Source organism: Brinjal little leaf phytoplasma, assembly GCF_978563805.1.
This window is the reverse complement of record NZ_CEAFKD010000007.1, coordinates 1-12354: the sequence shown is the minus strand read 5'-3', so window position 1 is coordinate 12354 and position 12354 is coordinate 1. Positions and strand designations below refer to the sequence as shown.

Below are 12354 nucleotides of genomic sequence, written 5' to 3'. Positions count from 1 at the left end.
AAAATAGCTCAATTGGTAGAGCAACTGACTTGTAATCAGTAGGTTACGGGTTCGATTCCTGTTTTTGGCACCAATCAAAAAAATGTCCCGTTAGCTCAGTTGGTAGAGCACTTGACTTTTAATCAAGGTGTCAAAGGTTCGAGTCCTTTACGGGACACCATTTATAAAAATAAACAATATATTTAGAATGCCTGGATGGTGGAATTGGTAGACACGTGGGACTTAAAATCCCATGGTTAAAAGCCGTGCCGGTTCAAGTCCGGCTCTAGGTACCATTACAGGGGTTTTAGCTCAGTTGGTAGAGCACCTGTCTTGCACACAGGATGTCAGCGGTTCGAATCCGCTAAACTCCACCATGTTTAATTAATAATTGTTTAATTTATAATATTAAAGTGTATAATATAAAGAGAATAGTAATATAAAAAAATATAAAATAAAAATAACAACTCAGACTTAAGGCGGTATAGCTCAGTTGGTCTAGAGCGTTCGGTTCATACCCGTGAGGTCGAGGGTTCGAATCCCTCTTCCGCCACCAAAGGACCTGTAGCTCAGTTGGTCTAGAGCTACCGGCTCATAACCGGTTGGTCGTAGGTTCGAATCCTACCAGGTCCACCATTATTTGACTTAATTTTGGAGAAATACCCAAGTGGTTTAAGGGACCAGTCTTGAAAACTGGAAGGTCTGAAAGGACGCGGGGGTTCGAATCCCTCTTTCTCCGCCAAGCTTGTTAAAGTTATTTTTTATATTTTTTTGAGTTATGTGCGATCGCGGGATAGAGCAGTTTGGTAGCTCGTCGGGCTCATAATCCGAAGGTCGGAGGTTCAAATCCTTCTCCCGCAACCAATTAAATTAAAAAAATTAAATTAGATGATATTAAATTAAAATAAAAAAAGGTCTGGTGGTGTAGTGGTTAACATGCTTGCCTGTCACGCAGGAGATCGCGGGTTCGAATCCCGTCCGGACCGCCATTGTTTTGAAAACTCAAGGTTCTGGCTCTGTAGCTCAGTCGGTAGAGCAGTGGCCTGAAGAGCCTCGTGTCGGCAGTTCGATTCTGCCCGGAGCCACCATTATAAATAAATTTTTTGATTTTTTTAAAGTTAAATTTTTTTAAAGAAATATTTTATTATATTTTATTTATTTTTCGTTGAATTTATTATAAAAATAATATAAAATTAGAAAGAAATAAGTAATTGAAAAGAAAAAAATTTTTTTTAAAAAAAGTTAATTTTTTTTTGTTTTTTTTTGTTTTATATTTTTCTATATTTAATTTACATTATATAAAAGCTGTTAATAATGATAAAAAAATTGATGATTTTTCAATGATAACATCAACAAAAAAAGAAGAGTCTTTAGTATCGGATACTAATTTAAATACGGAAGAAAAAAAAGATAATTTTGTTATTAAAAAAATTAAATTTAATGATAATACTAGTGTTTTTAAAGATTTAAAAAAACAAAAAGAAACGTCTTCTTCTGATAATAAGGTAGATGATTTAAGTATATTTTTTGATTCTAAAAATGAAGAAATAACTATTTTAAAAAAAGAATATAAAAAAGATTTCAATACAAAACATCCAATAATAGGTTGGAAACATGATTTAGGTTGTTTATTTTCTAAGAAGATTAGAGTATTTTATAATGTTGGTTGTCAAATCCAAACTGTGCCATGCGCTTCTTTTCAAGAATGTTTAAATATAAAACAATTTATTTTTAGTTTGTTAGATAAACATATTCCTAAAATAGATTTTTTGTTTAATTTTTTAGATTTTTCAGGTTTGAAAGAAACATTTATTGATAATAGATACGAAAAAACAAGTTTAGAATTTGTTTGTTTTTTTTCTTTATTGAAAAAAGATCCTTCTTTAGGTTATTTTTATTTTAAAGATATAGATATCCCTAATATTAATTCTGTAAACATTTCTTTTTGTAATTGTAAAGTTCCTGGTTATTCTATTTTAGATTTAATTTTTGAAATTACTAATTTAGAAAATGAAGATTTAATTATTTTTAAAAAACATTTAATAAATTATTTTGCTCATTTAAATAAAATGGATGAAAAACAAATATCTCATAAAGAAATTGATATTTTGACTGAAGAATTTTTAGAAAATATTTTGGATTTCAGTGATATTGAAACTTTAGATAAAAATTTTCTTTCGCATTTAATTAAGAAACTAAGTATTTTTTTTGTTCCTAAAATTTTTTCTTTTCATTGTTCAGTAGATTATAAAAACACAAAACCTATTAAAGAAATGAACTTTGAAGCATCTTCTGAAATAGAACATAAAACTATAGGTTTTTTATTGCAGATACAAAAAAATGAAGATGATGTTTTTTATCTTTGTTTTTATGAAATTTTTCAAGATGAATATAAAAATGACGAAAAGTTAAGATTTATAGAAAAAGTTTTAATTTTTAATTCAAAAACAAAAGAACATTCTTTTTTTAATCATTTAGCTATTAATATTAAACAAAATAAAAAAATATTTTTGAAAAAAGCTAATTTATTTGGAGTTTCTAAAATATAATTTTTTTATTTTGTTTTTTCTTTTTTAAATTTTTTTTGTTTAATAGCAAAATATATATAATATTATTAAAGTATTTTTTATTTTGAAAAAAAGTATGAAGGAAATATGATAAATATGAATTTTTTACAAAATATTGATCCTAAAAGGATCACACCAGAAGATTTTCTTGTTGTAATCGAAATTCCTATAGGTGATAAAAAAAAATATGAAATAGATAAAGAAACAGGCTTATTAAAATTAGATCGTATTTTAAATACTTCTTTTGTTTATCCTTCAAATTATGGTTTTATTCCTTTAACACTTTGCGATGATAAAGATCCTTTAGATGTTTTTGTTTTATCTCGCGAAAAATTCGATCCAATGGTTCTGGTCCAATGTAAGCCTATTGGAGTTATTGAAATGATTGATAACGGAGAATTAGATGAAAAAATAATTGCTATCCCTGTGAAAGATCCTTTTATGTCAGAATATCAAGATATTCATAATATTCCTAATTCTTTTTTAATAGAAATGAAACATTTTTTGATTCATTATAAAGATTTAGAAAATAAAACTGTTTTTATAAAAAAATTAGAAGGCAAAAATAAAGCTTTAAGTGTAATCCAAAACGCTTTAAATAAATATCGAGAAAAATAATTTTTATTTAATTAAATATACCATAATTAAAATTAATTTAATTTAATTCAAAATATTAAAGAATTCTTGCGTTATTTATTATTTATACAAAACGCAATAATTCTTTATTGAAAAAAAGTGATCGAAAATAATGATAAAAATAATTTTAACTAATAAAAAAGCTTTTTATGATTATTTTTTAGACAAAAAATATGTTGCCGGTATTCAATTATTAGGGAACGAAGTAAAAGCTATTCGATTGAAAAAAGTTAATATAGATAATGCTTATATAAATATTGAAAATAATGAAATTTTTGTTTTTAATATGTTTATTGATAAATATATTTCTTGTAATAAGTTTGATCATGATGAAAAAAGAAAAAAAAAACTTTTATTAAAAAAAAGAGAAATTTTGCAAATTAAATCTAAAATTAAAATAAAAGGTTTTAGTGTTGTTCCAGTCAAAATTATTTCCCAGAGACATTTATTAAAGTTAGAAATTTATTTAGCTCGGGGGAAAAAGAAATTTGATAAAAGATCGATATTAAAAAAGAAAGATGATGATTTAAAAATTAAAAAAACTTTAGCTTATATATAATAAAGTTTTAAACTTTTAAAAAAACATTTTAATTATTTTTTTAATGATTATTTGTAATATTTAAAAAAATTTTAAATTTTTTAATAATAAGAAATAAAATTTATTTTATTGAAATACAATTATTTTTTTAATTAAAATAAATTTTATGAAAATAATAAAAGACAAACTATTATGTTTGTCTTTTATTTTAATTTTAAAAAAAAATAATTTTTAATTTATGATAGTAGTGAATAAATTGAATTTTTGTTTTTTTTAAGTGCGAAAAAAATTCCACATTTATATAAAAATAAAAAAAATAGATATTTTTATTTTTATAAATTAGTTTTTTTATTTATTTTTTTAATTTTATTTTTTTTTGTAGAATTTCATAATTTCTATAGACATTTTATTTATAAAATCATGAAATTTATATAAAAAATGTTTTGATGTTATTATTTGTTCGTTTATACTAGAATCAATTACTTTGTATAAAGAAGCTCCTAACACAATACCTATTAAAAAAATCATCAATTTATTCAACATAATTTTTTTATTATCCTTTTTTTATTTATTTTTTATTTATTTTTATGATCTTATTTAAAATAAATAATTTTATTATAATTATTTATTTTAGACCACCATTATAATTTTATCATATATTATTATTGTTTTTTTTCTTATATTTTTTATAAAAAAACTTACTTTACTTATAAATTAGTAAAGAAATTTTTTATATTTTATTTATTATTTATTTTATTTTTTTATTGATATATTTTTTAACTTTTAAAAATATACTTTTATATAAATAAATATTATAATATTTATGTAATTTATTAAATTAAAAAAATAAAGGAGTTTTTAAATATCATATATTAATAAAATTTTGGCTCGTGAAATTTTAGATTATAGGGGAAATCCTATGTTAGAAGTAGAAGTTCATGCTTTAAATGGTTTTTCAAGAAAAGCTATTGTTACATCAGGAGCTTCTACAGGTGAGCGCATGAAGCTGTAGAATTGAGAGATAAAGATCCTAAAAGATTTTTAGGTAAAGGTGTTTTGAAAGTAGTTGAAAATATAGTTAAGATTATTGAACCAGAATTGGGAAATATTTCTGTTTTAGAACAAAATTTTGTTGATCAAAAATTAATTGATCTTGATGGCGTTCCAAATAAATCTAAGTTAGGTGCTAATACTATTTTAGGAGTTTCTTTATAGCATGTGCTAGAGAAGCAGCTGATTATTTAAATTTATAATTTTATGAATATATCCGAGGAATTCAACCTAAAAAAATACCTGTTCCGATAATTAATGTTATTAATGGTGGAGGGTTCATGCATCTAATAATGTTGATTTTCAAGAATTTATGATTTTACCTACTAATTTTTCTTCTTTTAGAGAAACTTTACTTTGCGTAACAGAAATTTTTCATCATTTAGGCAAAATTTTAAAAAAAAATTACCAACTACTGTCGGAGGTGAAGGCGGATATAATCCTGATTTAAATTCTAATTAAGAATCTTCACAAGAAATTATTCAAGCTATTAAAAATGCTGGTTATAAACCGGGCGAAGATGTTTTTTTAGGTATATGGGGATGTTGTCACTTAATAATTTTATGATAAAACAATAAAAAAATATGTTTTAACTTCGGAAAATAATAAAGCTTTGAATATAAAGCTTTGAATATCGAAGAATTAGTTTCTTATTATGAAAATATAGTAAATCAAATATCCTATAATTTCTATTGAAGATGGATTAGACGAAAATAATTGGGAAGGAGGAAGCTTTTAACAAAAAAAGATTAGGTCATAAAATTTAATTAGTAGGATATGATTTATTTGTTGCAAATGTGAATAAATTATCTAAAGGTATCGAAAAGAAAATAGGAAATTCTATTTTAATTAAATTAAATCAAATTTGTTACTTTATCAGAAACTTTAGCTACTATTGAAATGGCTAAAAAAACTTCTTATACAGCTGTTATTTCTCGTTGTAGCGACGAAAATTGAAGATACTACTATAGCTGATTTAGCTGTTGCTGTTAATGCGGGACAAATTAAATCTGGTTCTGCTTCAAGAAATGATAGAATACCTAAATATAATTAATTATCAAGAATTGAAGAAAAATTAACAAAATCTTCTTATTTAGGATTAAAAAGTTTTTTTTAAAAAAATAATGTTTGCGAATATAATAAATAATATTAAAAAAAATTCAAAAATTATTTTTTTATAATTAACAAAAAAATAATTAAAGAGGGGTTTTTTTGAATAAATTTGTAGGTTTAATTATTCTTGATGGATTAGGATTTAACATCGTAAAAAGACAATAATGCTTTTTATTTAGCTAAAACTCCTTATTTGGATTATCTTTTATCTAATTTCCCGAACACTAGTTTAAAAGCTTCTGGCGAAGAAGCAGGTTCACCTGAAGGTTAAATGGGAAATAGTGAAGCGGGAAATTTGAATTTAGGAGCTGGAAGAGTTATTTGATCAATATTTAACTAAAATAAACAAATCCATCCGTAATAAAGAATTTTTTACAAATAAAGCATTTTTAAAATCGATAGAACATGCTAAAAAAATAATAGCAAAATACATTTGTTAGGGGATTAGTTTCAGATGGTGGTGTTCAATTCTCGGCATTTGAACCATTTTAAAGCTTTGTTAGATTTAATTAAAATGCATCAATTAGAACAAAAAACACATTTACATGCTTTTATAGATGGCAGAGATACAGAGATCCTTATTCAGGCAAAGGTTATATTCGACAAATTTTTAATTATGGTTTTCAATTAGGTTTTGTTAGCAGGAGATATTTCACTTTAGATCGTGATAATAACTGGGATCGTATTAATTCAGTGTATAATATGTTAACTTCTTGTGAAGCTGATATAAATCAAATCTCCTTTAAAAGGGATTAAAGAATTTTACAATATAGGGGGGGGTTACTGATGTGAATTCAATCCCGCCCTTTATTGTTGATTTAAACAGTCTTATTGAAGAATAATGATAGTATTATTTTTGTTAATTTCCGTTTTGATTGTATTATGCGTTTAGCAACGGCTTTTATTTAATCCTTCAAAAAAAGAACATTTTCAAACTGTAGGAAAAAAGTTTTTCGAAGGCAAAAAAATAGTTCAAAATTGTTTTATGGTTTACATGACGCCTTATTTTCAATATGTTTCAGAAATAGTTGCATTTGAATCAGAAAATTTAAAAAATATTTATGGTGAAATTATTTCTCATCATGGAATGAGTCAATTAAGAATTGCTGAAACCGAAAAATATCCTCATGTGACTTTCTTTTTTTGATGGCGGGAAAGATCAAAATTTTTCTAATGTTGATAAAATTTTGATTCCTTCTCCTGTAAAGTAAAAACTTATGATTTACAACCTGAAATGAGCGCGTATTTAGTAGCAAAAGAAGCTAAAAAAGCAATTTTATCTCGAAAATATCAAACTATAGATCTTGAATTTTGCTAACACCCGGATATGGCAGGTCATAGCGGCTCTTTAGAGGTAACAATTAAAGTTGTTTAAGCAGGCGGATATTTGTTTAAAAGAAGTGGTAACGGCTATTTTAGAAATTGGTGGTATTCCTTGTATTGTTGCTGATCATGGTAATGCAGAACAGATGAAAGATCATAAAGGCGAACCACATACAACTCATACAACTCATCAAGTTTCTTTTATTTCGGTTAATAATAAATTTGATTTACAATCTGATGGTACTTTATGTGATGTATTACCTACTTTACTACAATTGTTAGATATACTTCAGCCTAAAGAAATGACGGGCAAAAGTTTAATTTTAAATTTTCGTTAAATTTTAAATTCATTTGTATTTTTTGCCTAATTAAACAAAAAAATAATTAATTTTTTTATTAAAATATGATAATTGAACATATATTTATTAATAAAAAATTTATTTTTTGTAAAAAAAATAATATTTCAAAAGTTAAAAGGATTATTATAAATGATAAATAAAGAAAAAAATATGAAAATAGCAGTTTTAACTTCAGGAGGAGATGCTCCAGGAATGAATAGCGTTGTTAAAACTATTGTTTCTTTAGGATCCCAAAAAAATATTTGTGTTTATGGAGTTAAAGATGGTTATTTAGGTTTATATAATAATGAAATAGATATTTTAAATGATAAAGAAATACCACGTATTATGAATGTATCAGGTACTTTTTTAGGTAGTGCTCGTTTTCCTTCTTTTCAATATGATTCAAGTATACCTAAAAAATGTGCTCAAAATTTAAAAAATTTAGGTATTGAGAGATTAATTATTATTGGTGGCAACGGTTCTTATCACGGAGCTATGAAATTGGAAGAATTAGGTATAAAATGTATATGTATCCCAGCAACTATTGATAATGATATTAATAAGACTGATTTGGCCATTGGTTTTAGTACAGCCGTTAATAATATAATAGATGTTATTGAAAAATTACGCGATACTGCTTGTTCGCATAATAGATGTATTATTGCAGAAGTTATGGGAAGAGATAAAGGTGATTTAGCTTTTTATAGCGGAATAGCTTCGGGAGCAGATTTAATCGTCACTAAAGAAAATTTTGTTTCCGAACAATTTATTTTAGATAAAATTAAGGAATTTAAAACACAAAATAGAAGACATGTTATTGTTGTTATTACTGAGCATATTTTAAACGTTCATGATTTAGCTAAGAAAGTTGAAAGTTATAGCGGATTCGAGACAAGAGTTCAAGTTTTAGGACATATACAAAGAGGTGGAACGCCTACTGCAGAAGATCGTTTTTTAGCGGTTAAAATGGTTTATTATGCTTTCGAATTATTAAATAAAAATATCCATGGTTGTGCTATAGGTATACAAAAAAATAAAATATTTCATTTGAGTTTGGATACTACTTGTAATAGCAATAATATTTCTAATGAATTATTTCATTTTATTAATTATTTATAATTATTAAACTAAAAAAAACATTCATAAAAATTTTTGTTAATGATTTTCGATATTTCTGTAAGGAAGACATATAATGCAAAATTCACTTACTAATTTGGATATTTCTAAGATTTTTAATAAAAAAATTTTATTAAGAGTTGATTTGAATGTTCCTTTGGATGATGATGGTTTTATTATTGATGATAATAAGATCAAATCTATTTTACCTACTCTTAAATATTTAACAAAAATCAAGGTAAAATAATTCTTTTGTCTCATTTAGGTAGAATCGAAAAACAAGAAGATTTAAGCAAATTCAGTTTAAAAGTAGTCGCCGAAAGATTATCTTTTTATTTAAATCAACAAGTTAAGTTCGTTCCTTTAACTAGAGGTAAATTATTAGAATCGGAAATTAATAATTTATCTCCAGGTTCTATTTTATTGATGGAAAATACTCATTGTGAAGATCTTAATGATAAAAAAGAAAGTAAAAACGATCCCCAATTAAGAAAATATTGGGCTTCTTTAGGAGATCTTTTTGTTAATGATGCTTTCGGTATGTGCCATAGAACACATGCTTCTAATGTAGGGATAGCAACTTACATTAAAGAAAAATGTTTAGGTTTTTTGATTGAAAAAGAAATTAAATTTTTAAATCAAATTATGGATCACCCTAAAAGACCATTAGTAGCTATTTTAGGAGGCGCTAAAGTATCTGATAAAATTAAAATTATTGAACAACTTCTTACAAAAGTAGATTTTCTTTTGATTGGGGGCGCCATGTCTTTTACTTTTTGGAAAGCTCAAGGTTTTCAAATAGGTAATAGTTTATTAGAAGAAAATGAAATTCCTTTAGTTCAAAAATTATTAAATTCGGTTGAAGGCAAAAAAATTTTTTTGTCTCAAGATTTTGTTTGTGGTTCATCATTTTCTTCAGATACAGAAGCTATTGTTTTTGATTATAATAAGATTCCTTCTGGAATGATGGGATTAGATATCGGTCCTAAAACTATTTATCTTTTTAAATATTATCTTATGTCTGCGAAAACAATTGTATGGAACGGACCTCTTGGAGTATTTGAATTCGAAAAATTTTCTCAAGGTACAAAAATGATAACCCAAATAATTAGTGGATTGAATAAAAATAAATTTATTAAAATTGTGGGCGGCGGAGATACTGCGGCAGCAGTATTTAAGTTTCAACTAGAGAATAATTTTAGTCATATTTCTACTGGCGGCGAAGCTTTTTTAGAATATTTAGAAGGAAAAAAAATGTTAGCCTTAGAATGTATAAAAAAAATTTAGAAATTAGGAGACATTAGATATAAAAATGAAAATAGCAATCAATGGATTAGGACGTATAGGAAAACTATCTTTTCGTGTTTTATTCGGGAAATCTAATATTGATATTGTGTGGCGATTAATGATTTAGCAACTCCAGAAACTTTAGCTTATTTATTGAAATATGATAGCGCTCAAGGTTCTTATAAAGTAAATAATATTTCTTTTGATCAAAATAATTTAATTGTAGAAGGTAAAAAGATTTTGCTTTTTCAAGAGAAAGATCCTCAAAATTTACCTTGGAAAAAGTTAGGAGTAGATATTGTTTTAGAATGTACTGGTTTTTTTACAAACGAAGAAAAAGCTAAATTACATTTGAAAGCAGGTGCAAAAAAAGTTTTAATTAGTGCTCCTGCTAGCGGTAATATTAAAACAATTGTGTTTAATGTTAATGATGATATTTTGACAAAAGAAGATCATATTGTTAGTAGTGCTTCTTGCACAACTAATTGTTTGGCTCCGATTGTTAAAGTGTTAAATGATAATTTTGGTATTAATCAAGCTTTTATGACTACTGTTCATAGTTATACAAATGATCAATCACTTATTGATCAAAATCATTCTAAAGGTATTTTGCATAGAAGAGGAGGAGCTGCAGCTTGTAATATGGCTCCAAGTTCTACTGGAGCTGCTAAAGCTATTGGTTTAGTTATCCCAGAATTAAAAGGTAAAATAGATGGCATGGCGATTAGAGTGCCTACTTTAAGCGGCTCTTTAGTAGATTTAACAGCAGAATTAAATCAAGAAGTAACACCAGATATAGTGAATAAAGTGTTTAAAAAAAATGTCAATGAAACTTTAGCTTATATTGAAGATCCTATTGTGTCATCTGATATTATCGGTTCTTTATATGGTTCTTTATATGATTCTAATACTATTCAGGTTTTAAAAGAAAGACCTCGTTTTGTGAAGTTAATTTCTTGGTATGATAATGAAATGAGTTATGTAAGCCAATTAGTACGTTTACTTGATAAAATGATTCATTTAATTCAATAATATTTTGTTAATGTTTCTTTATAAAATGAAATTATATTGTATTTTAGTTTTGATTTTTCTATAATCAGATCTAAAGAAGGGATAAAAAATAAAGATTGTTAACTTCAGATAAAAAAATAATAAATAAAGCTCATGAGAAAGGATATGCTATTATTCAAGCAAATATTAATAATTTAGAATGGATAAAGACTATTTTACAAACTGTTGACAAATTAAAATCTCCTGTTATTTTAGGAGTTTCCGAAGGAACAGCAAATTATATGGGAGGTTTAAAAACTATAGCTTCTTTAGTTAAAAATTTAGATTCTTTTTATAATATTTCTGTTCCTGTTATTTTACATTTAGATCATGGATCTTATGAAGGCGCATTTCAAGCTATTGAAGCCGGATTTAATTCAATTATGTTTGATGGAAGTCGTTATCCTTTTGAAGAAAATTTAAAAAAAACAGAAAAAATTGTGCAAATATGTCATCGCAAAGGTCTTTTAGTTGAAGCTGAAGTAGGTAGTATTGGTGGTCAAGAAGATGGTATTACAGGTAATGGAGAAATCGCAGATCCTTATGAATGTTACAAAATTGCTCAATTAGGTGTTGATATGTTAGCTGCTGGCATTGGTAATATTCATGGTCCATATCCTTCCAATTGGAAAGGTTTAGATTTGGATGTATTTAAAAAAATTCGAGAATTAACTAATAACCAAATTCCTTTAGTGCTTCATGGAGGATCAGGGATTCCTGATTCGATGATTCAAAAGGTTATTTCTTTAGGGGTAGTTAAAATAAATGTTAATACTGAATTTCAAATTGTTTTTGCTCAAGCTACTAGAAAATATATTGAAGAAAAAAAAGATTTATTAAAAAAAGGTTATGATCCTAAAAAATTATTCAAACCAGGTTTTTTAGCTATAGAAAAAGAACTTGAAAAGAAATTAACTCTTTTTAAAAGTATTAATCGATTTTAAATATTTTTATTTAAGGAGAAGATAAATTATTTTTTAAATTATTAATAAATATTTTGTATGGTTTTTTTCTAAGTTATATTTTAATATTTATTTTCGTTATTCTTTGATAAATTTATTTTTATTGTTTTTTTATAAAAAAACAATAAAATAATAGAATAAACAAAAATACAAAAAAAACAATAAAGAATATTTTATGTTTAGATTGTAAAGAATTATTATTTTTTTCTTTTTGAATACTATTTGTATAATTAACTAAAACTTTTCCTGGATATTCTTTAGATTTAATAAACGCTTCTGTTTCTGATGGTTGATTTTCAACTGTTAAATCAATTTGATTTAATTGAGGATTCAATCTTCGAATACGTTCTATAATATTTTTTTCATTACTTTCTTCTATTTTTCCTAGATCT

General features: G+C 25.3%; 7 protein-coding genes, 9 tRNA genes and 4 pseudogenes. 18 read left to right on the top strand and 2 right to left on the bottom strand.

Features of this window, described 5'->3' with window-relative positions:
- Window positions 1-84: 84 nt before the first annotated feature.
- The 12 genes from ACTCUI_RS02105 (at window position 85) to smpB (ending at window position 3741) form a co-directional block, all read left to right on the top strand.
- Window positions 85-160, top strand: a tRNA-Lys gene (locus ACTCUI_RS02105).
- A gap of 29 nt (window positions 161-189) precedes the next feature.
- Window positions 190-275 (top strand) — tRNA-Leu (locus tag ACTCUI_RS02100).
- A 5-nt stretch (window positions 276-280) separates the two neighbouring features.
- A tRNA-Ala gene (locus ACTCUI_RS02095) sits at window positions 281-356 on the top strand.
- Between the two features lie 101 nt (window positions 357-457).
- Window positions 458-535, top strand: a tRNA-Met gene (locus ACTCUI_RS02090).
- A gap of 2 nt (window positions 536-537) precedes the next feature.
- A tRNA-Ile gene (locus tag ACTCUI_RS02085) sits at window positions 538-615 on the top strand.
- A 17-nt stretch (window positions 616-632) separates the two neighbouring features.
- Window positions 633-721, top strand: a tRNA-Ser gene (locus tag ACTCUI_RS02080).
- 45 nt (window positions 722-766) lie between these two features.
- Window positions 767-843 (top strand) — tRNA-Met (locus ACTCUI_RS02075).
- Window positions 844-892: 49 nt separating this feature from the next.
- Window positions 893-968 (top strand) — tRNA-Asp (locus ACTCUI_RS02070).
- Between the two features lie 23 nt (window positions 969-991).
- Window positions 992-1067: transfer RNA gene (locus ACTCUI_RS02065), tRNA-Phe, on the top strand.
- Window positions 1068-1319: 252 nt separating this feature from the next.
- Window positions 1320-2528: a hypothetical protein gene (locus tag ACTCUI_RS02060; RefSeq protein WP_463431300.1), complete on the top strand. Its 1209-nt coding sequence runs from the start codon at window positions 1320-1322 to the stop codon at window positions 2526-2528.
- Window positions 2529-2642: 114 nt separating this feature from the next.
- Window positions 2643-3164: an inorganic diphosphatase gene (locus ACTCUI_RS02055; protein ID WP_463431298.1), complete on the top strand. Its 522-nt coding sequence runs from the start codon at window positions 2643-2645 to the stop codon at window positions 3162-3164.
- A 130-nt stretch (window positions 3165-3294) separates the two neighbouring features.
- Window positions 3295-3741 (top strand): SsrA-binding protein SmpB, encoded by a 447-nt coding sequence (gene smpB / locus ACTCUI_RS02050; protein WP_463431296.1) that lies wholly within the window; start codon window positions 3295-3297, stop codon window positions 3739-3741.
- Between the two features lie 345 nt (window positions 3742-4086).
- On the opposite strand, the gene ACTCUI_RS02045 is transcribed toward smpB, so the two are convergent.
- Complete coding sequence (locus ACTCUI_RS02045; protein ID WP_463431294.1) at window positions 4087-4263, bottom strand: hypothetical protein; 177 nt, start codon at window positions 4261-4263, stop codon at window positions 4087-4089.
- 319 nt (window positions 4264-4582) lie between these two features.
- Between ACTCUI_RS02045 and eno the strand changes: the two are divergent.
- The 6 genes and pseudogenes from eno to fba all read left to right on the top strand — a co-directional run bounded on the left by eno (window position 4583) and on the right by fba (window position 11944).
- A pseudogene (gene eno, locus ACTCUI_RS02040) lies at window positions 4583-5887 on the top strand (phosphopyruvate hydratase).
- A 95-nt stretch (window positions 5888-5982) separates the two neighbouring features.
- Window positions 5983-7544, top strand: a pseudogene (gene gpmI, locus ACTCUI_RS02035) (2,3-bisphosphoglycerate-independent phosphoglycerate mutase).
- Between the two features lie 150 nt (window positions 7545-7694).
- A complete protein-coding gene (locus ACTCUI_RS02030; RefSeq protein ID WP_463431292.1) occupies window positions 7695-8666 on the top strand; it encodes an ATP-dependent 6-phosphofructokinase in 972 nt (323 codons plus the stop codon).
- Window positions 8667-8739: 73 nt separating this feature from the next.
- Window positions 8740-9950, top strand: a pseudogene (locus ACTCUI_RS02025) (phosphoglycerate kinase).
- 25 nt (window positions 9951-9975) lie between these two features.
- Window positions 9976-10982 (top strand): annotated as a pseudogene (gene gap, locus ACTCUI_RS02020) (type I glyceraldehyde-3-phosphate dehydrogenase).
- A gap of 95 nt (window positions 10983-11077) precedes the next feature.
- Window positions 11078-11944 (top strand): class II fructose-1,6-bisphosphate aldolase, encoded by an 867-nt coding sequence (gene fba / locus ACTCUI_RS02015; RefSeq protein ID WP_463431290.1) that lies wholly within the window; start codon window positions 11078-11080, stop codon window positions 11942-11944.
- A gap of 118 nt (window positions 11945-12062) precedes the next feature.
- Here fba and ACTCUI_RS02010 read toward each other — a convergent pair.
- Window positions 12063-12354 (bottom strand): hypothetical protein (locus tag ACTCUI_RS02010; protein ID WP_463431288.1); only part of this gene is annotated, 292 nt, incomplete at its 5' end.

Excerpts from the sequence above, each read along its gene's own strand:
- ACTCUI_RS02030 (WP_463431292.1), top strand. The coding sequence starts at position 7,695 with ATGATAAATAAAGAAAAAAATATGAAAATAGCAGTTTTAACTTCAGGA.
- smpB (WP_463431296.1), top strand. The coding sequence starts at position 3,295 with ATGATAAAAATAATTTTAACTAATAAAAAAGCTTTTTATGATTATTTT.
- ACTCUI_RS02045 (WP_463431294.1), bottom strand. The coding sequence starts at position 4,263 with ATGTTGAATAAATTGATGATTTTTTTAATAGGTATTGTGTTAGGAGCT.
- ACTCUI_RS02060 (WP_463431300.1), top strand. The coding sequence starts at position 1,320 with ATGATAACATCAACAAAAAAAGAAGAGTCTTTAGTATCGGATACTAAT.
- ACTCUI_RS02055 (WP_463431298.1), top strand. The coding sequence starts at position 2,643 with ATGAATTTTTTACAAAATATTGATCCTAAAAGGATCACACCAGAAGAT.